18 protein-coding genes and 1 pseudogene are annotated in these 21434 nt (G+C 54.6%); 11 read left to right on the top strand and 8 right to left on the bottom strand.

The features are described 5' to 3' along the window. Positions 1–42 precede the first annotated feature (42 nt). Both HFD97_RS18375 and HFD97_RS18370 read left to right on the top strand, forming a co-directional pair. Positions 43–288 carry a DUF333 domain-containing protein gene (locus HFD97_RS18375; RefSeq protein WP_150030287.1) on the top strand — a complete coding sequence of 82 codons (246 nt, stop codon included), beginning with the start codon at positions 43–45 and terminating at the stop codon, positions 286–288. A 525-nt stretch (positions 289–813) separates the two neighbouring features. Further along, complete coding sequence (locus tag HFD97_RS18370) at positions 814–4734, top strand: S6 family peptidase (protein ID WP_185155364.1); 3921 nt, start codon at positions 814–816, stop codon at positions 4732–4734. An 80-nt stretch (positions 4735–4814) separates the two neighbouring features. Here HFD97_RS18370 and HFD97_RS18365 read toward each other — a convergent pair whose 3' ends face one another. The 3 genes from HFD97_RS18365 to HFD97_RS18355 all read right to left on the bottom strand — a co-directional run bounded on the left by HFD97_RS18365 (position 4815) and on the right by HFD97_RS18355 (position 6359). Further along, positions 4815–5018 carry an Hha/YmoA family nucleoid-associated regulatory protein gene (locus HFD97_RS18365; RefSeq protein ID WP_009093180.1) on the bottom strand — a complete coding sequence of 68 codons (204 nt, stop codon included), beginning with the start codon at positions 5016–5018 and terminating at the stop codon, positions 4815–4817. Continuing rightward, on the bottom strand, positions 5011–5448 hold the full coding sequence (locus HFD97_RS18360; protein ID WP_050544672.1) for a PACE efflux transporter: 438 nt from the start codon (positions 5446–5448) through the stop codon (positions 5011–5013). The genes HFD97_RS18365 and HFD97_RS18360 overlap by 8 nt, the downstream gene beginning before the upstream one ends. 308 nt (positions 5449–5756) lie before the next feature. Then, a complete protein-coding gene (locus tag HFD97_RS18355; protein ID WP_167432366.1) occupies positions 5757–6359 on the bottom strand; it encodes a YceI family protein in 603 nt (200 codons plus the stop codon). 205 nt (positions 6360–6564) lie between these two features. Here HFD97_RS18355 and HFD97_RS18350 point away from each other — a divergent pair, with 205 nt between their 5' ends. From HFD97_RS18350 to HFD97_RS18310, 9 genes are all read left to right on the top strand, one after another. Then, a complete protein-coding gene (locus HFD97_RS18350) occupies positions 6565–6768 on the top strand; it encodes a hypothetical protein (protein ID WP_167432359.1) in 204 nt (67 codons plus the stop codon). Positions 6769–7019: 251 nt separating this feature from the next. After that, positions 7020–8156, top strand: a complete 1137-nt coding sequence (gene arnB, locus HFD97_RS18345) for a UDP-4-amino-4-deoxy-L-arabinose aminotransferase (RefSeq protein ID WP_167432360.1) — start codon at positions 7020–7022, stop codon at positions 8154–8156. Between the two features lies 1 nt (position 8157). After that, a complete protein-coding gene (gene arnC / locus HFD97_RS18340) occupies positions 8158–9141 on the top strand; it encodes an undecaprenyl-phosphate 4-deoxy-4-formamido-L-arabinose transferase (protein ID WP_058957519.1) in 984 nt (327 codons plus the stop codon). Further along, positions 9138–11117, top strand: coding sequence for a bifunctional UDP-4-amino-4-deoxy-L-arabinose formyltransferase/UDP-glucuronic acid oxidase ArnA (gene arnA, locus HFD97_RS18335; RefSeq protein ID WP_167434911.1), 1980 nt, complete (start codon positions 9138–9140; stop codon positions 11115–11117). Before arnC ends, arnA begins: the two co-directional genes overlap by 4 nt. Then, positions 11117–12019, top strand: coding sequence for a 4-deoxy-4-formamido-L-arabinose-phosphoundecaprenol deformylase (gene arnD, locus HFD97_RS18330; protein ID WP_009093171.1), 903 nt, complete (start codon positions 11117–11119; stop codon positions 12017–12019). Before arnA ends, arnD begins: the two co-directional genes overlap by 1 nt. Next, positions 12019–13686 (top strand): lipid IV(A) 4-amino-4-deoxy-L-arabinosyltransferase, encoded by a 1668-nt coding sequence (gene arnT, locus HFD97_RS18325; protein WP_167432288.1) that lies wholly within the window; start codon positions 12019–12021, stop codon positions 13684–13686. The genes arnD and arnT overlap by 1 nt, the downstream gene beginning before the upstream one ends. Next, entirely contained in the window at positions 13686–14006 is a 321-nt protein-coding gene (gene arnE, locus HFD97_RS18320; RefSeq protein WP_167432289.1) for a 4-amino-4-deoxy-L-arabinose-phosphoundecaprenol flippase subunit ArnE, read from the top strand. Before arnT ends, arnE begins: the two co-directional genes overlap by 1 nt. Next, positions 14003–14368: a 4-amino-4-deoxy-L-arabinose-phosphoundecaprenol flippase subunit ArnF gene (gene arnF, locus HFD97_RS18315; protein WP_009093165.1), complete on the top strand. Its 366-nt coding sequence runs from the start codon at positions 14003–14005 to the stop codon at positions 14366–14368. The genes arnE and arnF overlap by 4 nt, the downstream gene beginning before the upstream one ends. A 149-nt stretch (positions 14369–14517) precedes the next feature. Beyond that, the gene (locus HFD97_RS18310) at positions 14518–16047 is read left to right on the top strand and encodes a Fic family protein (protein ID WP_167432290.1); all 1530 of its coding nucleotides are present in this window, start codon (positions 14518–14520) and stop codon (positions 16045–16047) included. Positions 16048–16069: 22 nt separating this feature from the next. Here the strand turns inward: HFD97_RS18310 and HFD97_RS18305 are convergent, their stop codons facing one another. From HFD97_RS18305 to HFD97_RS18280, 5 genes and pseudogenes are all read right to left on the bottom strand, one after another. Continuing rightward, on the bottom strand, positions 16070–16774 hold the full coding sequence (locus tag HFD97_RS18305) for a haloacid dehalogenase type II (protein WP_167432291.1): 705 nt from the start codon (positions 16772–16774) through the stop codon (positions 16070–16072). 186 nt (positions 16775–16960) lie between these two features. Next, positions 16961–17265 (bottom strand): annotated as a pseudogene (locus HFD97_RS18300) (glucuronate isomerase); the annotation flags it as partial. Between the two features lie 125 nt (positions 17266–17390). Continuing rightward, positions 17391–18947, bottom strand: coding sequence for an MFS transporter (locus HFD97_RS18290; protein WP_167432292.1), 1557 nt, complete (start codon positions 18945–18947; stop codon positions 17391–17393). 104 nt (positions 18948–19051) lie between these two features. Further along, positions 19052–20116 carry a Gfo/Idh/MocA family protein gene (locus HFD97_RS18285; protein ID WP_009093161.1) on the bottom strand — a complete coding sequence of 355 codons (1065 nt, stop codon included), beginning with the start codon at positions 20114–20116 and terminating at the stop codon, positions 19052–19054. A gap of 10 nt (positions 20117–20126) precedes the next feature. Beyond that, the gene (locus HFD97_RS18280; protein WP_167432293.1) at positions 20127–21296 is read right to left on the bottom strand and encodes a Gfo/Idh/MocA family protein; all 1170 of its coding nucleotides are present in this window, start codon (positions 21294–21296) and stop codon (positions 20127–20129) included. Positions 21297–21434 lie beyond the last annotated feature (138 nt).

Genomic DNA, 21434 nt, shown 5'->3' with positions numbered 1-21434 from the left:
TTCATTCTCTATTTTGAATACGTTATTCCCGAGGCTTTCATTATGCGTATAAAACAGATGTCCGGCATTTCAGTGATGATGCTGGCTTTGCAACTTACAGCCTGTGCTCCACACGCTCAGCAACCGCAGCGTATGACAATGCGTAATCCTGCCAGCGTCTGGTGCCTTCAGCGTGGCGGCCAGGAAGTAAAGGGAATATCTCCGGCAGACAGTACCCTTTACTGTCTGCTGCCGTCTGGCGAGCGTATTGAGCAATGGGCACTGTATCACCGCGACCACCCGCAGTAATTTCAGACCTCGCCTGAATAGAGTTATCTTTTCGATTCAGGCGAAGGCTTCCCGAGCTAATATTTTATGTTTACCCCCACTGTCACGAAAAGGTATTTCTTTTTACCTTACATAAAACAGGTCTGTCTTCAGACAGTATCTGGTTTTTTTCTTATCCATATGTGTCTGTTTGCTTTTATTTTTAGTCAGCTATTCAATCTAAAGCCTTTCAGGTCTATGTTGATTTAATATTAAATTAATAACCATTCCATTCTGGTATTTATTTTATTGTCATTCTGTTCAATAGCTTATCGATGTCCTGCTGGTGTATGGCCTGTTTTTTTTGATGCTGGTCAATATCAGTACCTGTTGTGGATTCAGGGAAGGATTTGCCAGGTGATACTATTTGTCAGATTAAAATCTTCTCGCAAATAATAATGGCCGCATGAGGATATTCTGTTGAGATATTTCGGGCGCGCGGCGCTATGCTGCACCTTTTTTAACTGCACTGCTTCGTATGCTGGTATTATGCTTAATGATATCGACGTGCAGACCTATCGGGATTTTGCCGAAAACCTGGGTAACTATAATGCCGGGGCAATGAATGTTCCGGTTTATAAAAAAGAGGGATCACTTTCTGACTATCTTCGTTTTCCTGTTCCCGATTTTGGCGGAGTCTCTTCGTCAGGTTATGCGACGCTCGTTTCGCCTTCCTATGTGCTGAGTGTTAAGCACAATACCGGTTATAAAACGGTGGAGTTTGGCAACGGGGCCGGATACGCCACCGCTTACCGTCTTATCAATCGCAATGATCTCAGCACGCAGGATTTCCATGCGCCACGCCTTGATAAGGTCGTCACTGAAGCCGCCCCCTATTCTTATGTCTCCAAAGCGGACTTTCTGTCTGACTATAAATCACGTTATGCCTGGTATACGCGGGCAGGAACAGGAACACAGGAGCAAATTAATGATGAGCAGACGAAGCGGGTACGCCTGACGGGTGCTTACAACTGGAAATCGGGTGGCACTATCGGTGCGGCGAATGTGCGCGACATTTCCAATAATAGCTATCTGCGCTACTACAACCTTGGGCCTGACGATGCAGATACCACACCCCTGTCAATCGGAGCTAATGCCGGAGACAGCGGCAGTCCGGTTTTTGCCTGGGACGACATCGGGCAGCAATGGAAACTGGTTGCGGTGCACGTCGGCTATGACGCTGACAGCGGTCTCTACCGCAAGCGCGCCGTCGCAGGTTACATCCCCGGTGATTTTGTCGCTTCAGTACAGGCAGCCAATACCTCGCCGGACGTTGTTGATCGCGCCGGAAATGGCACGGTTTTATGGAACGACGATGCAATAAAACAGGATGGCGTTTCATGGTCCTGGTCGGGGCTGACCTCAGCCTATGCGTCCGTCGCCCCTGCTAAAGCCTCCACATCTGAACTGGATGCCACGAAAGATCTTCGTTTTAACGGAGATGGTGGGCTGATCACATTAAGCACACCGATCAATATGGGCGCGGGAAAACTCCAGTTTTCCAGTGATTACACCCTGACTTCAGCCAGCGGCGTGAACGCAACCTGGGCAGGGGGCGGGGTCGAGGTAGACGCCGGCAAAAAAGTTGTCTGGCAGGTTAACGGGTTAGCCAGCGATGCGCTGCATAAAATTGGCGCGGGCACGCTCCACGTGAAGGCTGAAGGCGTGAATGCGGGCTCACTGAATGTGGGCGACGGCAGCGTTATATTGGATCAGCAGGCTGATACTTCAGGTAACAAACAGGCCTTTTCCGCCGTGACGTTAGTCAGTGGCCGGCCAACTGTCGTGTTAAACGATGAGCATCAGGTCGCGACTGACCAGATTTTCTTTGGCTATCGCGGTGGTCATTTAGATTTAAATGGCAATGCGTTGACCTTCAAAAAAATTAATCATACGGATGGTGGGGCTAAACTGGTCAACCACAGTGATACCACGGCGACGCTCAACATTACGGGCAGTACCGCCGCCGACGTCCCTTTCTACACCTTCAGCAGCAGGACTCCTGAAGGAACGCCAGGTAACATTTATGTTTATAACAATCCCTATACGAAGGAGACCGAATATTTTCAGTTAAATACTGCCTCATACTGGTACTTCCCTACCGATAAATCGTCGACGAAAACTTGGACTTATCTTGGTACCGACGCAAATGAAGCTATCAATCACCGTCTGACGCAACTTAACGTTCAGGCTTTTCGCGGTTTTCTTGGTGAGACACGGGAAAATATCCTGAATGGCGCGATGAACGTTAACATCCAGCCGCGCAACGCGACGGCCATTACTGCCCTGACCGGTGGAATGAATCTGAATGGCGATCTGAATGTGGATAATGGCACGCTGATTCTGTCGGGACAGCCCGTGGCGCATGCAGGAGGAGTGGTGATTGATGACGACTGGCGCACCTCACTTTTCAGCGCCAGGCAGATTAATGTGGGTGCCGGGGCTTTTTTCCAGGCGGGAGAGTACGCTGGCGTCAAAGCGAATTTTGTTGCTGCTGAGTCAGCCACGCTCTCATTTGGCTACAATGACAGCCCGCTGACAGGGGAGAAGAGCTGGCGTTGTTATGCTCCCATTTACGCCGATGAGACTCGCTGCAGTCAGCCTGTACGAAGTGCAGAGACGCTGGCGCGGCTGCCTGCCAGTGAGGTTGAAGGTGATGTCCGGCTGGCAGACCATGCGTCGCTCTATCTGGGTAAAGTAGATTATCAGGGTGCGGTGACATCATCCGGCAGCAGCCAGATGACCCTGGCGTCAGACGCAAACTGGAGTATGACCAGCCACAGTAACGTCACATCACTCCGGGCACAGCGTGGCGCTTCGCTTTCGATGGTGCCAGCGGGTAGCTGGCGTCCCAAAACGCTGAGCGTGGATACCCTGGACGCAACCGGGCTGAAGCTGCTGCTGGGCGCTAAACCCTCAACAAGTGAAAACGATCGGTTGATGGTTAAAAACGCTGTCAGCGGAGGCGATAATCTGCTGGACGTGAGCCTGTTACTGGGCAACGAAGGGCAGGCCACCTTATCTCAGGATCTGGTGATGGTGGATGCCCCTGCTGGCACGTCACACAGCTACTTCTCCTTTGCTGACAGTTACAGCGGATTCAGTGTTTACACGCCGAATTATGAGGTGAAAGAGAATAACAATCGCGTGCTATGGGTGCTTGAAAGCCGTAAAACGGCAGAACCAGAACCAGAACCCGATGCCACGCCGGAGCCGCCCCCTGTACCGGATATCGCGCCAGAGCCCGCGCCGGTGACAGATGTCACGCCGGCACCAGAGCCGATGCCTCTGCCGGATGTTACCCCGGTTCCGGAACCCGCACCTGTATCAGACGTCATCCCTGTTGCAGACGTAACGCCAGAGCCCACCCCGGTAACGGATGTGACCTCTGACCCCGAGGCTCCAGCAGAGCAGCCAGCCGCTGCTGAAAAAGAGAAAGCAAAGCCTGAAGCGCAAGCAGAGGCGCAGGCTACAGCAGAAGCCGAAAAGGACACCCAAAAAACCGCGTTCAATCCGGATGAGTGGTTCACGGTTTATGACAACCAGCCACTGATTCAGCAAACCCGCGCTTTGATGGCCGCGCGGCAATATATTGTCAGTGAGGCTGTCAGCCAGCTGCACAACCGGACAGAGAGTCTGCGCGCCTCCCCGGATCGCAGCGGCAGCTTGGCCGCAATTGAGCAATCACAAGGGCATTTTCTGGGCCTGACGAGTGACCAGCAGACGCTGAATGTCGGCTGGGACAGGCGCGGCGGTGCGCATACGGCAGGCGTCAGTGCCAGCTACACCCTGGGTGAGGTGAAAGGAGGGGGACAGGAGAAACACCGTCTGGCCACATTAGGTGCCTATTATGCCTGGCAGCGTGATGGCGGATGGTTCGCGGATGCCGCCAGCCGCTATATGTTTCTGACTCAGGAAATAAGCCTCGATCCTGCATTACGCATCCCGGGGGTGAAAAAGGAGAGTCACATAGTGGCGGGGAGTCTGCGCACCGGCTATCAGTTTCGTCTGGCCGACGACACGATCTCTGTTGCGCCTTTTGTCGGCGTCAGCGCCGGTATCCTGTCCGGCTATAGCCTTAAGGGGGAAGATGCGACAGTCTCATTAAGTTCAGCCACGCCCTGCTTCACCACCAGTGGGGTAATGGTGCAGAAACGCGGCCTGGGGACTTTACTGCCAAAGGTTAATCTTAATGCCAGCCTCTCTTATCACGCTTCACCGGGCAGGAGAGGATCCACGACCACGCTCTCCGATCGCCAGTCTGACCGGCGCTACAGCGCCTGGTCTGATGACCGCTACCGCAGCAGTATCGGGCTGGAGGGCGAAATTCTCCCTGACCTTTCTGTGAATGCAAAAGTCGATAGCAGTTTTGGGAGCGTCTTTAATACGGATTACAGCGGGCTGATCGGGTTGTCATATCATTTCTGATCGCGCACGGTTTCCTGCTCGCCGGGCATCACGTCATTACCGGATGACGTGATGCCCTGTCTGCTGATTATCTGACCGGATCAGCAGACCAGTCGCCAGACATCTGCAGGTACTTCAGTGAAGGTCTCATTCATTATCAGCTCGGCTTTGCGATGATCGTAGGCACCTTCAAAGGAAGAGAGATCGTCATAAGGCAGTTTTTTACGCATATAGCTTGTCACGATATCCAGGATATCCCTGGAGGGGCAGTTTCTTAACTTTTCCAGATAATAGACTTTATTCATAATGTGTTTGCAATTCTCTTCCATAATCCCATAGCAGATTGAACAGACAGGTATAAACCAGAAAGAACAGCACCAGACCGCATTCAAGCTTCAACGCTGAAAGCAGCGAGATATCCAGCCACCATGCGGCAAAGGGGATTAATACCACTAACAACCCCGCTTCAAATAACAGGGCGTGAAGGCATCTTATCCGCCAGCTTTTTTTCATGCCTTTTCGCAACAGGAACTGGTCAAACAACAGGTTAAACAGATAGTTCCATCCCATCGCCAGTGCTGATGAAGCTACCGTCAACAGTGCCGACTGCGCAGGCGCCGCGGAGGCGCAGATCATCAGAATGATGAACACCAGACAATTGGCGACCACCTCAAAGACGATGGCATGCAGCACCCTTTCTGTTGTCGTGCGCATCGGGGATAAAGCGTGTTCCAAACCAGATTCTCATAATGTCGTCAGTACGCAGATCTGCCCTGGCGTGCCGTAATATCCGTCGGGCCCGCCCCGTTGCGATCTTTCTGCCTGCCTGTTAATTGATTGATGCAGGCTGTCCGGTTCTCTCTGAACACGCAGTTCATAAACGTTAAGCCGCACCAGAAGCAATATTAACGCCACCCCGAAGTCATAAAAGATTAAAGCTGCGAAAGCCGCATATATAGTTTTTTATTTTAGTATTCAGGTTGGCTATAGTTTTTTAGCCTGACCTGAGCGTTTATATTGCGAGTCAGGTTAAGGGACAACCCTTATCGGGACGAGGTTAACGGTGAGGACAGCGGCCGCTTCATTTCCGCCGCAATGGTCAGTGCAATGTTGACGCGATCATCCACCACGCCGACCAGCCGATCCACCCGGAATGCCGTGCGGGAAATCGCGGTCGAGGCATGCAGGGCCAGCGAATCTGAGGCGGGGTCAAAGGCCTGTCCGCTGTCGAGCGTGGCCAGCATCACCACTGGCCGGCTGACATCTTTGACCGTTAACAACCCGAAAATCCGGTAATCAGCGCCCCCCATCGAGGCAACGCGGCTGCTGACGAAGTGAATCTGCGGATAATGCTCTGCATCGAAAAACAGATCGCTTTTCAGTTGCCAGGTTAACAGCCTGTTTGAGGCCACCAGCGTCGCGACCGGAATGGTGACGTCAATATGGTCATCACGCTCTTCATCGCGATTAAGCGTCACCGTGCCGGTCACGCCGCGCAGTGTGGCCTGAGAAAAGTCATGACCAAAGGCACGCCATGAAAGGCCGATCGACGTTTTCTCAGGCGCGATGGTATAGGTGACGGGGGCGGCGTAAAGCGCCGGGCTGAACAAGGCGAGCAGAGCGTATAAGCAGGCGACACGGTTCATCACTATTTTCTCATTCTGAGCGGGCTCAAACGCTGACGCCTGAAACCGCGATTTTATTGACTTTGTAACACTGTTTTACCTTTCTGTCGTGACGTATGTGACAAATATTAACGTGCTGTCATCTGAGATTCACGAAACGTTAACGGTGGCCGCCGTCTCAGCGCAAAAATAACGGGAAATATTAAGAATACATTAAGGCGGGAATATGGAATCTGACGTTTACCGGGATTGTAAGAGGGCGGTGATTAATCATCTGCGTTCTTCAGTAAGCTATTTTTATCTGAGAGGCTCCCTGACCGGACATAATGGAAAGCCGATCATTCAGCGGCAGATTACGTTGTTTTATAAACAAATCATCAATCAATCAAAAAGAAGTCTGCCCGGAGGCGATATTAATGCATATCAGTGAACTTTTTCAGAAATGACCAAATGAACCCTGCATTAATTTATTGTTATTCATTCCCTTCATTTAATGTTCAGTTAACTTTCGTGCGCTAGTTTGTATTACCCGTCCGGCAACCCCTATTCCAGAAATGGACGCCTGGGGTAAATAACATCCCTGCCGGCGGATGATAAATCGCTATTTAAGTTCTGTTTCCGGCGTTGTGCCTGATTAATTTCGCGCGATCGCTTATGGGTTTGATCTGCAGGAGTTTTAGCATGGATTTTTTGCCTTTTTCCCGTCCCTCATTGGGTGATGAAGAGCTGTCAGCCGTGAAAGCGGTCTTTGACTCGGGCTGGATCACAACCGGCGCTCAGTGCGCCGGTCTGGAGCAGGCCTTTGTCCGCCTGACCGGCAACCTGCACGCGATTGCCGTCAGCTCTGCCACCGCCGGAATGCACGTCACGCTGATGGCAATGGGAATTGGGCCAGGTGATGAGGTGATTACGCCCTCCATGACCTGGGTTTCCACGCTGAATCTGATCACGCTGCTGGGCGCCACGCCGGTCATGCTCGATGTGGACCCTGATACCCTGATGGTGACGCCGGAACTGATTGCACAGGCGATTACGCCCCGGACCCGCGCCATTATTCCGGTCCATTACGCTGGCGCACCGGTCGATCTTAACCCGATCTACCAGCTGGCTGAGCAGCATAACATTGCCATCATTGAAGATGCGGCACATGCAGCAGGCACGACCTATCACGGAAAGCCGATCGGGCACCGCGGCACGGCAATTTTTTCGTTTCACGCCATTAAAAATATTACCTGTGCGGAAGGTGGCCTGGTGGTAACCGATGACGCCGCGCTGGCCGATCGCATACGCAGCCTGAAGTTTCATGGTCTGGCCGTTGATGCTTTTGATCGCCAGACGCAGGGCCGACTGCCGCAGGCAGAAGTGATGATGCCCGGCTTTAAATATAACCTGCCCGACATCAGCGCAGCCATAGCGCTGGTGCAGTTACAGAAACTGCCCGATTTTATTGCACGCCGCCGCGAGATTGCCGAACGTTATCTTGCCGCGCTGCGCGCACTGCCTTTCACGCCGCTGTCACTGCCCGCCTGGCCTCATCAGCATGCGTGGCATCTGTTTATTATCCGTATTGATGAACGCCAGTGTGGCCTGTCGCGTGATGCGTTTATGCAGGCGCTGAAGGCGCGCAATATCGGCAGTGGCCTGCATTTCCGGGCCGCCCACACCCACAGATATTATCGCGAGCGCTATCCCGATTTACGTCTGCCCGCCAGTGAACGCAACAGCCAGCAGATGTGTTCGATTCCCCTGTTTCCCTCAATGACGGACCAGGATGTCGAGCGCGTCATTAAGGCGCTGCATGACATTGCCGGAGTCTGATATGGGCGAGAATAAACCGATCAACAGACTCTCCGTGGTTATCCCGGTCTACAACGAGCAGGAGAGCCTGCCGGAGCTACTTCAGCGCACCGCTGCCGCCTGCGACACACTGCAGATGGACTATGAAATTCTGCTGGTCGATGACGGCAGCAGTGACCGTTCCGCCGAGCTGATTGAGCAGGCAGCTTCCGCACCCGGCAGCCGGGTCATCGGTGTGCTGCTCAACCGCAATTACGGCCAGCACTCCGCCATCATGGCCGGTTTCAGTCAGGTGCGTGGCGATCTGATTATCACGCTCGATGCCGATCTGCAGAACCCGCCGGAGGAGATCCCGCGGCTGGTTGAGGCGGCGCGTCAGGGCTATGACGTGGTCGGCACGGTCCGGCAGCAGCGCCAGGACACCTGGTTCCGACGTAAAGCCTCGCGCACGCTCAACCGGCTGATCCAGCGAGTGACTGGCAAAGCGATGGGGGATTACGGCTGCATGCTGCGCGCCTATCGTCGCCACATCGTTGAGGCGATGCTCAACTGCCACGAGCGCAGCACCTTTATTCCGATTCTGGCGAACACCTTTGCCCGTCACACCATCGAACTGCCGGTGATCCACGCTGAGCGGGCATTTGGCGACTCGAAATACAGCTTTATGCGCCTGATCAACCTGATGTACGACCTGGTGACCTGCCTGACCACCACCCCCCTACGACTGCTCAGCGTTATCGGCAGCCTGATTGCGCTCGCTGGCTTCGCTTTCTCGCTGGTGCTGATTGTTCTGCGCCTCTTCTTTGGTGCGGCCTGGGCGGGGGATGGCGTTTTTGTTCTGTTTGCCGTGCTGTTCATGTTTACGGGTGCCCAGTTTGTGGGCATGGGACTGCTCGGGGAGTACATCGGGCGCATTTATAACGACGTTCGGGCGCGTCCGCGCTATTTCGTTCAACGCATTGTTCAGGCTCCAGAAGAGCCATCAGTACAGGATACTCAATCATGAAGACCCTCGTTTTCGCCTATCACGATATGGGCTGTGTCGGCATCAATGCGCTGCTGAAGGCAGGCTATGAGATCACCGCCATTTTCACCCACAACGACGTGGCGACCGAAAATCCTTTTTTCGGCTCGGTTGCGCGTCTGGCGGCAGAGCATGGCATCCCGGTCTATGCGCCCGACGAGGCGAATCACCCGATCTGGCTGGATCGTATCCGCAGCATGGCGCCAGAGATGATTTTCTCCTTCTATTATCGCCATCTGCTCAGCGATGAGATCCTGCAATGCGCGCAAAAAGGGGCCTTTAACCTGCATGGCTCGCTGCTGCCAAAATACCGGGGGCGGGCACCCCTCAACTGGGCGCTGGTGAACGGTGAACGTGAAACGGGTGTCACCCTGCATCGCATGGTAAAGCGTGCCGATGCCGGTCATATTCTGGCGCAGCAGGCGGTGGCTATCGACGACCAGGACAATGCGCTGACCCTGCACCGTAAACTCATCAGTGTCGCAGAGCAGCTGCTGGGCGACGTTTTACCCCGTCTGCGTCAGGGTGAGGTCAGTGAGTGGCCCCAGGATGAGAGTCAGGCGACCCGTGTCGGCCGTCGTACCGCCGAAGATGGACGGATTGACTGGAACCAGCCTGCTCAGACGATCCACAATCTGGTCAGAGCGGTCACCGATCCCTGGCCTGGTGCCTTTGCCTTCGCCGGGTCGGTCCGTTTCATTGTCTGGAAGAGCCGGGTTCATCACGAGTCGCATCAGGCCAGACCGGGCACGGTAATCTCTAAGCAGCCGTTCCTGATTGCCTGTGGTGAGGGGGCGCTTGAAATCCAGACCGGGCAGTCCGAGCATGGCGTCTATATGAACGGCAGTCAGCTGGCGCAAAGTCTGGGCATGGTGCCTGGCGCGCTGCTCTATTCGCAGCCGCAGTCGGCGCTCCAGCGCCGCACCCGGGTGCTGATCCTCGGCGTTAACGGCTTTATCGGTAACCATCTTACCGAACGGCTGCTGGAGGATGCGCATTTCGAGGTGTATGGCCTGGATATCAGTTCCGATGCCATCAGCCGCTTCCTCGACCATCCGCGTTTCCACTTCGTCGAAGGGGACATCGCTATCCACTCCGAATGGATTGAGTATCACATCAAGAAATGTGACGTCATCCTGCCGCTGGTGGCGATCGCCACGCCGATTGAGTACACCCGCAATCCGCTGCGCGTGTTTGAGCTCGATTTCGAAGAAAACCTGAAAATCATTCGCGACTGTGTGAAGTATCAGAAGCGCATCATTTTCCCGTCCACCTCTGAGGTGTACGGCATGTGTACCGATGACAGCTTCGATGAAGATTGTTCCAACCTGGTGGTCGGGCCGATCAACAAACAGCGCTGGATCTATTCGGTCTCCAAACAGCTGCTGGATCGGGTGATCTGGGCTTATGGCGAAAAAGAGGGGCTGCGCTTTACCCTGTTCCGGCCTTTCAACTGGATGGGGCCGCGTCTGGACAACCTCAATGCCGCGCGTATCGGCAGCTCCCGCGCCATTACCCAGCTGATCCTCAACCTGGTGGAAGGTTCGCCCATCAAGCTGATTGACGGCGGCAAACAGAAGCGCTGCTTTACCGATATCAAAGATGGCGTGGAGGCGCTGTTCCGCATCATCGAGAACAAACAGCAGAATTGTGATGGGCAGATCATCAATATCGGTAACCCGGACAACGAAGCCAGTATCAAAGAGCTGGCCGAGCAGCTGCTGGAGAGTTTTGAGCGTCATCCACTGCGCAGCCAGTTCCCGCCGTTTGCCGGTTTCCGCGAAGTGGAGAGCAGCAGCTACTACGGAAAAGGGTATCAGGATGTGGAGCACCGCAAACCTGCTATCCGCAATGCGCGCCGCTTACTCGGCTGGACCCCAACCGTGACGATGGATGTCACCATCGACAACACGCTCGACTTCTTCCTGCGCACCATTGAGCAACAGGCTGATAAGTGATGAAGAAGATCGGTCTGCGGATTGACGTAGATACCTGGCGCGGCACGCAGCAGGGCGTGCCGGCGCTGCTGACGCTGTTCCGGCGTCATGCTGTGCGGGCCAGCTTTTTCTTCAGTGTGGGGCCGGACAACATGGGCCGCCATCTCTGGCGGCTGGTGAAACCGGCCTTTCTCCTGAAAATGGTGCGTTCCCGGGCCGCGTCGCTCTATGGCTGGGATATCCTGCTGGCCGGAACGGCGTGGCCAGGCAAGCAGATGGGGCGCCGTCTGCGGCACATTATTCAGGACGCCACCCGTCAGCATGAGGTGGGACTGCACGCCTGGGACCACTTTGCGTGGCAGACCTGGGCGGGCGTCTGGCCGCAGGAAAAGCTGGCAGAGCAGATAGCGCGCGGCACCGACCTGCTGAGTGAGATCCTCGGCCATCCGGTCAGCTGCTCGGCCGTCGCCGGATGGCGCGCGGATGGCCGAGTGGTCGCCGCTAAACAGCCGTTCGGATTCACTTACAACAGCGACTGTCGCGGCAGCGGCCCGTTCCGGCCGGTGCTGCCAGATGGGCAGATTGGGACGGTGCAGATCCCGGTGACGCTGCCGACCTGGGATGAGGTGGTGGGGCGCGAGGTCAGCGCAGAGGGGTACAACGACTTCATTCTGACCCGAATGCTCGCTGCGGAAGAGGGGGCGGTTTACACCGTTCATGCCGAAGTGGAGGGGATCATCGGCTACCCGGACTTCGATCGCCTCCTGACCCTGGCCGCCGATAACGGCATTCAGTTCTGTCCGCTCAGTGAACTGCTGCCCGCCGATCTGACGACGCTGCCATTAGGCCGGGTGGTCAGAGGCGAAATTGCCGGACGGGAAGGGTGGCTGGGCTGCCAGAAACGGATGGAAGAGGCGAACTAGTGCGGATACGTAACCAGACAATATGGCTGCTGTTTTTCAGCTTTTTTATCCTCTATTACCTTGTCCCGCCGGTGTTCCGCGATCTCTGGCAGCCGGATGAAACCCGCTATGCGGAGATCAGCCGGGAGATGCTGGCATCCGGCAACTGGATCACGCCGCACTTTTTCGGCCTGCGCTATTTTGAAAAACCGATTGCGGGTTACTGGATTAACTCGCTGGGTCAGTGGCTGTTTGGCCACAATAATTTTGGCGTACGGGCCGGCTCGATATTCTCCACTGCCCTGACCGCCGCCCTGATTTTCTGGCTCGGCAGGCGGATGTTTGCTTCCTCGCGAACCGCGATCACCGGCGCGATCATTTTCCTCAGCTCGCTGCTGGTCTATGGGGTCGGCACCTATGCGGTGCTCGATCCGATGCTGATGCTCTGGCTGGCGGCCGCCATGTGCAGCTTCTGGCTGGCGACAGAGGCCAGTGGGCGCGCCGGGCGCGTGGGCGGCTATCTGCTGCTAGGGCTGGCCTGCGGCATGGGATTCATGACCAAAGGCTTTCTGGCACTGGCGCTGCCGGTACTGACAATCCTGCCTTGGGCGATCTGGCGCAGGAGAGTGCCGGAGCTGCTCTGCTTCGGCCCACTGGCGCTGCTCTCTGCTGCGGCAATCAGCGCGCCCTGGGTGCTGGCCATTTATCATCAGGCTCCCGATTTCTGGCACTACTTCTTCTGGGTCGAGCATATCCAGCGCTTCGCAGAAGCGAATGCGCAGCACAAAGCCCCATTCTGGTATTACCTGCCGATTCTGTTGCTGGGCACGCTGCCGTGGCTGGCACTGTTGCCGGGGGCTCTGCTTACGGGCTGGCGTGAGCGTCATCAGCATCCCGGTGCGCTCTATCTGCTGAGCTGGACGGTGATGCCGCTGCTTTTTTTCAGTCTGGCCAAGGGCAAACTCCCGACCTATATCCTGCCCTGTTTTGTTCCGCTGTCACTGCTGATGGCCCATTATGGCCTGAACGCTGCGCAGCGGGCAGGGCGCGCCCTGACGCTGAATGGCTGGCTGAACCTGATATTCGGTATCCTGACGCTGGCCGCCGTACTGCTGGTGCTGGCCCCCTGGAGCCTGACGCATCATGCGCTGTTCGCCACGCATGAGATGCTGAAGCTGGTGCTGGCGGCAGTGGCATTCCTCTGCTGGGGGCTGGTGGGGGCATACAGCTGCCGTTCTTCCTCGCGTCGCTGGCTGGCGGCGGCACTTTGCCCGCTGGGCCTTGCGCTGGTTATCGGTGCGGCCATCCCCGATAAGATCCGCGATGCCAAACAGCCGCAGCGTTTTGTGGCGGTTATCAGTAAGCAACTGGCTGCCAGCCGCTTTATCCTGGCTGATAACCCTGGCATCGCCTCTGCGGCCGCCTGGCACCTGCAGCGCAGCGATATCGGTTTCTATGACAGTAAGGGTGAACTGGAATATGGGCTCGGCTACCCGGATGCGCAGTCCCGCTTTGTTTCACGGGCAGATTTCGCCGGCTGGCTTGCCCCACATCGTCGCGAGGGGAGCGTGTCGCTGCTGTTGCTGATGGACTCGGTTCACAGCGATATCGATGAGGATGTGCCGGTGCCGGACGCCGTCTATCGTCAGGGCAGGCTGGTCTGCCTCTACTACAGCCAGACGAAGTAATGCTGCTGCTGATTATTCTGGTCAGTCTGCTCAGCTGCAGCGCACAGCTTTGTCAGAAGCAGGCGACGAGGGCGGTATCCCGCCGGACGCGCCTTGGCTGGATTGGCGTGAGCGTGCTGCTGCTGGGTGTTGCGATGCTCCTCTGGCTATTGGTGCTGCAGCGGGTGCCGGTCAGCCAGGCCTACCCGATGCTGAGCCTTAACTTTATTTTTGTGGCGCTGGCCGGACGTCTCCTGTGGCGTGAACGGCTAACGCCGCGCCAGATAACCGGCACGCTGCTGGTGGTCACCGGCGTGGCGCTGATGGCGAGTCAGATATGAAAGGGTATGGATGGGTTGCCTGCAGCGTGCTGCTGGTCTCGGCGGCGCAGCTGATGATGCGCTGGGCGATGCCGCAGTTGCCCGATGTCAGCAGCCTGACGTCACTGCCCGCTATCGGCCTACTGCCCGCCCTGCTGCTGGTGGCGGGGCTGGGCGCCTATGGCCTCTCCATGCTCTGCTGGATCCGGGCGCTGGGACATTTCCCCCTGAACCGGGTCTATCCGCTGCTCAGCCTGAGTTATGTGCTGGTCTGGCTGGCTGCAGTTTCTCTGCCGGTATTTCATGAGGCGTTCAGCTGGCATAGTCTGGCGGGCGTGGTGATGATTGTCATCGGGCTTTTGTGCATCGTGGTTAAGCCCTGAATAGGGTCTGCATTACTGTTTTCGCATCAACTCACTTTTTTATTCACGTTTTCGGACAAAGATTAGCCGGGTCGGCGTAGCGAAATTATCGTTTTCGTGATAAAAATCCTTTCTGTTATCGTTTTAGCGTGAAAAATAAAGGATTCAGTATGCTGGTCGGCTTTAGCGCATTGCGCGAACGTTATGCAATCAGACTGGCGCAGCCACTGCGTGTGAAATCAGCGATTGGAACGGTACGTTCTCATCATGACAGTCAGGGGCAGGTAGAAAATTACTATCCTCCTGGTTATCAGCCGGAGGATAACTTTGCCGGGCATTTTGCCTTTGGTCTCAAATATGAGGAGATCCACCTGGAGTTTTTTGCCCGCCTGTTTACGGTAATCGGGCCGGAACCTCTGGAGGCGTGGTGTCGTCAGGAGCCGTTCGGACAATATGCGCGTCGGGCAGGGTTTTTCTATGAGTGGCTGACCGGTAACCTGCTGCAGGTGCCCGATGTCACTAATGGCGGCTATATTGATGCGATTTCATCGAAAGCGTATCTGACCCGAACCACCGTGAAACGCAGCAGACGCTGGCGCATTAACGATAACCTGCCGGGATCGATCGATTTCTGCCCCCTGGTGCGCAGAACAGCTGCCGTTGAACAGGCGCTGGCGTTCGATCTCAATGCGGCCTTTTCAGATCTGGATAAGGCCTTTGGCGCAGATATTCTGATGCGTACCGCCAGCTGGCTGACATTTAAAGAGTCCCGCGCCAGTTTTCTGATTGAGAAAGAGTCGGACCAGGGCGATCGCATTCAGCGGTTTGCCCACGTTATCGCGCAGTATTGCGGTCAGCTGGACGATCCACTCAGCGATGTCAGCCTGCACACGATACAGCAGGGCATTCTGGGGCAGGATGCACTGGGACTGGGTCTGCGACGCTCGCCGGTATTTGTCGGGCAGTCGACAATGCGTGAAGATATCGTCCACTATATTGCGCCGCACTATGATGATGTTCCTCGCTTCATGCAGGGGCTGAAGGCTTTTGAACAGGCGACGCACGGAGCCGCGCCACTGGCCCGTGCCGCTGTTGTTGCGTTTGGATTTGTCTATATCCATCCCATGCGCGATGGCAATGGCCGGATCCATCGCTTTTTAATTAATGACACGCTGATTCGTGACGGAGCGATACCAGATGGGGTCATCCTGCCCGTCTCGGCCACCATCACCAGCTCGATGGACTTTCGCGTCGGTTACGATCGCACGCTGGACGTGTTTTCTAAACGGCTTATGCGGCGTTATGCAGGCTGCTATCGGTTTGGTGAACTCAAAACCTATGAAGATGGCACGCAAAGTAACTTCATTTTCAGCGACTATGAGGATGCCCGTTTCGCCTGGCGTTATCCCGACTTAACCGAGCATGTGCTCTATACATGCAGAGTGATAGAGCACACCGTTCGAACAGAAATGGCAGATGAAGCGCGCGTGTTAGTCATATTTCAGCGTGCGCAGCAGCGTCTGAAAGAGGTTGTGGAAATGCCCGATCAGGATGCAAGCCGGATTATCCGTTCGCTGAAGGAAAATGGCTGGCAGATCTCCGGCAAGCTTAAAAAAACGTTCCCGATGCTGGACGACGCGACGCTGTCCGGACGCATCGTGGAAGCGGTCAGATCGGCATTTGAGACACAGGCAGGCTGAATGCCCGGATTTGATCTGCCGGTCATTGCGTTAAGCAGAGCCGTTTAAGCTGTGCGGCCAGCGCACCTGTATCGCTGACGATCAAATCCGGTGCAGGCGCCAGTGGATAAGGTGACTGGCCTTTGCGGGTGATAAATGCGGTCTTCATCCCTGCCCGTTTTGCGCCACCGACATCCCAGCCATGCGCCGCCACCATCATGCACTCTGCGGCAGGCTTGCCCATCTCTTTCATTGCCCACTGATAAACTCTCAGATCGGGCTTATAAACCTTAACCTGCTCCACGCTGAGAATGCGGGCGAATAGCGGTGCCAGCCCGGCTGAACTGAGTTGTTGTTCAGCCAGCGCGGCAGAGGAGTTGGTCAGCGCAACCAGCGTAAAACCCTGCTGCTGCAGGGCAGTCAGCCCTGCGGCGACATCAGGATGCGGCGGCATTGCGGCGATAATGTCAGCCAGTGGCGTTGCTTCTTCAGGCAGGGTTACACCGTAACGCGAAGCGGTCATCTTCAGCACCGCTTCGGCGATATCACCAAAGCTATGCCAGCTGCCGGTCACGGATTCGACCAGAGAGTGGTGCACCACCGAGGTAAACCAGGCTTCGGCACGTTCCGGCTGGTCACCGAGTCGCTGTGCGACCACCTGATTCAGTTCAGTCGTGTCCAGCAGGGTCTCATTGACATCGAAAAAGAGGGTGTCACTGCAGGAATGGGGGTTGAAATTGTTAGTCATCTTGACTCCGGTTGGCTTGATGAGAGGCGTTAAGGGCGCTGATTGAAGGTAGGACACCGGGAAGGATTGCTCAAGAACGGGGGCTGCGTGAGGGTGTAATTCAGGCTGTGAAACCGCTTAAAGCGAATTGTGCCATAGTGCAACTGCCGGGCTATAATGCAACGCGGTCCTGCAGATTGGTCACGATTACTGCGTAAAATAACGTCCTGCGTTGTTAAAGCAGATATCCTGCACCATGCTTCCGGGCCGCTTCTCATCATCCGGTAATATGCCATTTATGACCCACTGACCGAGCAGGTTACACAGAATACGCCGCAAGTATTCATGACGCGGACACTGCGTGAACCGGTCAACATACCGATAAACTGGCTCAGAAGTCCTGTCTGTGCAACCCGTTCCGGCTGTCGCAGCACCCCGTACTGTTGATCGTTGAACCACCAGGCCGAGCCAAACTGGACCTTACCCGCGATGCCCGCCGTCTGAAAGTTCCCAGCCCTATCTCGCTCAGATTGGCAAACCGGGGATCTTCAGCCATTTCTCGTGGATTCAAATGGCTGTGATAATCATAAATTGGCTCATCAGTAAGTCCCGGTTTGATGGCTCCGCTGTAGTGTGGTTAAAGCTTCGATTTCAATTCGCGACTAATCGCCGTATCGCTGCTGGTTTTCGTGCGCGTTGTTCCCCAGACTTCGTCATAGGCATAACCGGTGAGTTCTTTAATCACGGCCCGGGTTGCTTCATCGCACTGCGCCGGCGTGCCGCCGAGTTTACGGCGAGCCACCTCTTTAACTAATAACTTGTGGCTGCGCTGGGTTAGTTTGAACCTGAAAGTCAGCCAGAAACTAACGGCCAGAAGACCAGCAGTGACAAACACCATCAATCCAACGATCGCCTGCACGGCACTCTCCGGTTGTGAACCGTTGCCTTTTACAAAACCACTCTCCTGCAGCACCACACCAATCATAAATATGGCGACCGCTACCGAGCTTTTTCGCGTTAATACCATGACGCCGGCAAAGATCCCTTCGCGCCGTTTACAGGTCACCATTTCATCAATATCGGGAATGAAGCTGTAAATATTCCACGGAATATAAATGAGGCCAGCACGCATAATCCCCAGGAACAGAAATACCGCGCTAAAGGCCAGCGTAGGCACCTGCCATTGCCATTGATAAATGGCATACAGAAAAATAAATACAGCCATAATACCCAGGTAAGCGATACGTAAGGCATTAGACGGCGTCATATTGAAACGGCCGAGTAACATCATAAAAATAAACGTGCCCGGAATGGACATAAACATCATATTGCTCAGTAGCAACGACGCCAGGGATGCATCCTGTTTCAGACCATAAATGACAAAGTAGGTAAATACCGCCACAAACGCGTCGATCGCGGTAAAGGAAAACAGGTAAATCAACAGATGCTGACGGAAAGCTTTAATCCGGAATGAAGAGGCCAGGTCCAGAAAAAGGTATTTAAAATGTGCCGTGAAACCACCTTTTCGCGCGGGATGCTGTGCAATATCCTGCTCAGGTTGAATATCTTTCGCTTCCCAGGTTGTCAGCCAGGTAATAAATACCGAGATGCAATAGATTACCGAGAAGATTACCCCGGTCAGGGTATAGGTGATGGCGTTATCTTTGCCGGTGTATTGCATGATTAGACCTGGCACGGAAACTGCCAGGAAACTACCAAGCGCCGAGAACATCAGGCGGACACCTGAGAGACGTGTGCGTTCGCTAAAGCGATTAGTCATTTCTGACGACAGTGTTTCCCACGGTACCAGCACCATTGCCGACAGTAATTCGATGGTGAGATAGGTACCCAGGTAATACCAGTAGCCCATATCCGTTACCCACAATGCACCGTACAACAACATTAAAGGCGAGGAGATAAGCAGAAAGAAACGGCGGCGGCCAAATTTACGCCCCAGCCGGGTATTACCAAAATTATCCGTAATGTACCCCATAATCGGGCTTAATATTGCGTCGATCACGCGGGCGATGGCAAATATCGATCCCGCTTCAAATACGGATAATCCGCAGTAGGTGGTATAGAAGAACAGCAGCCAGGTGCCGATAACGGCAAAAGCACCGCCGCCAAATAAATCTGTTAAGCCATAGCCAATGGCTACGCCATAGCCCACGCGACGTTCTGTAGGTTTAACCATCGATCCGATTCCTGTTCTGGTAGGGGTTGTATTAACGGCAAGGTGCAATGCCCTGCCGCTATTGTTATCAACAGAATTGGAACTCAACGTATTAAATAGATGCGTTATGACGCGTTAGCTAACATCTGCGCTTTGACGCAAAGTTCAGCGGCTTTAAACGCATGCGCCTGCGTCATGGCATGTTCGGTACGATTGATACAATCTTTAATTAACTGGCCGAAAAAGGGGTAACCGACTTCGCCAGAAACGGTATAGCGGAACTCTCCCTCTTTATTAACCAGATAGACCACATCCTGCTCACCACGCGTTAAATCGGTGTATTTACGGATTTCGATATAACCATCAGTACCGAGGAGTGTCATGCGTCCATCACCCCATGTGGATAAGCCATCAGGTGTGAACCAGTCACAGCGAAAATAGCCTGTAGCGCCATTTTCGCCAGCCAGCATGGCATCACCGAAGTCTTCAAATTGTGGATGCTGCGGATGATGGAAATTTCTCACCTGACTGGCAACAACAGTGGCATCACTGTTGCCGGTGTAATAGAGGAACTGTTCAATCTGGTGGCTGCCGATATCACACAGAATGCCGCCAAAATAGCGGCGCTGATAGAACCATTCGGGGCGACCGATACCTTCCCGATGCGGGCCGGTACCGAGGGTTTGCACTACCCGCCCAATGCTCCCTTTTTCTACTAACTGCCCGGCAAATACTGCGCTTTCCACGTGCAAGCGTTCACTGTAGTAAACCGCATATTTACGTCCGGTTTGGGCGCACATTGCTTTAGCATCTTCGAGCTGTTCGAGAGTGGTGAGAGGCGCTTTGTCGGTGAAATAATCCTTACCCGCAGCCATCACTTTCAGGCCTAACGCACAGCGTTGTGACGGAATTGCCGCTGCGGCAATCAGTTGAACCTGCGGGTCAGTCAGAAGAGTCTCCAGTGAGTCTGCCACCTTAACCTGAGGGAATTGCTGTACAAACTTATCCACTCTGGCCGGATCGATATCATAGACCCACTTCAGCGTCGCGCCGGCCTCCGTTAAGCCATTGCACATGGCGTAAATGTGGCCATGATCAAGGCCGGTTGCCGCTATAACAAATTCGCCAGGCTGTACCACCGGCAGTGGTTTACCTTTCGGTGCGTAGTTCATGCCATCCTGTTTGTTCATGGTTATTTTCTCACGCAAAGTTTTTACCCAGAGGGATATCATCGACGTCGGCAAAGTTTTCTACCGAACACTGTTTTTCATAGAAGTGTGGGGCGCTGGCGATTAATCCTCCGGTACGGTAGAAGGTGTCATCACGTGCAATCGGCAGTGAGACCGTGCTTCTGACGATGGCGGATTTATAGATCGCGGTGATCAGTTCCAGTGAGCGTTTACCCTGCTCGCCGTCAACCAACGGTGTGCGCTGATGCTCGATGGCGGAGAAGAAGTCATCAACCTGTCCGGCGTGCAGAGTCCAGGCGAGTGGCTGCATATCCGCCTGAAAACGTTCAAGCTCGCTTTCAAGTGATAAGTTGTTCTCTTTTTCCGGGAAACCATTTTCCGCCGCCTGCATAGCGACGACTTTCCACGGTGCTGAGAGACGCGCTTTTTCCCCCTGCAACACGATCTTCTGTTCTTCGCCGTGATGGACTACGGAGGCTGTCAGCTGTGCCAGGGCACCATTGGGATAGCGGAATATGGCGGCGCTGAGATCTTCGACTTCCGCGTTATCGTGTGACACGTTGCTGATCATGGCGACGACTTCAGTCGGCGCACCCAGTATCCATTGCATGGCATCGATATGGTGTACCGCATGGTTAAGGGTGCAGCCGCCGCCTTCTTTCTCCCACGTACCGCGCCACCACAAGTCATAGTAGGAGTGGCCACGCCACCAAAACGAATCCACCTGCGCATGGCAAATTTTGCCAGCCAGCCCGGAGTCAACGGCGGCTTTCAGACGCCAGAAGGCGTCGGTAAAGCGATTCTGGGCCACTACCGACAATATTTTCCCGCTCGCTTTTTGAGCCGCGATCATTGCATCGCACTCCTCAAGCGAGGCGGCCATCGGTTTTTCGCACAGCACGTGCTTACCTGCCTGCAATGCTGTAATGGTGTTTTCTGCGTGCACATAAGGCGGAGTGCAGACATCCACCACATCAATATCATCACCCCCGGCCAGCATCTCCCCGAGATCGCTATAAACACGAACATCATGCAAACCATAACGCTGTATTTTTTCGCGCGCTTTTTCCGGATAGACATCGGCAACTGCGACAATTTTGCCTCGCTCAGGAAATTGTAAAAACGCCTGGATATGTGAATGGGTAATATTACCCATGCCGACTATCGCAACTTTTAACATCGGGATTCTCCACCTGTTACCGTTATTAAGATGCCTGGGGCGAACATAAAAAAAGGGCAGTGAAAGGAGCAAACTCTTTTTGTGAGAATGTTCGCAGAGCAGGGCGAATACTTGGGAACCCGATGTAAAATAGTTGTA

Source organism: Pantoea sp. EKM103V (genome assembly GCF_011800365.1).
In the GTDB taxonomy this organism is placed as follows: Bacteria; Pseudomonadota; Gammaproteobacteria; order Enterobacterales; family Enterobacteriaceae; genus Pantoea; species Pantoea anthophila.
This window is presented reverse-complemented; position numbering and strand designations above follow the sequence as displayed.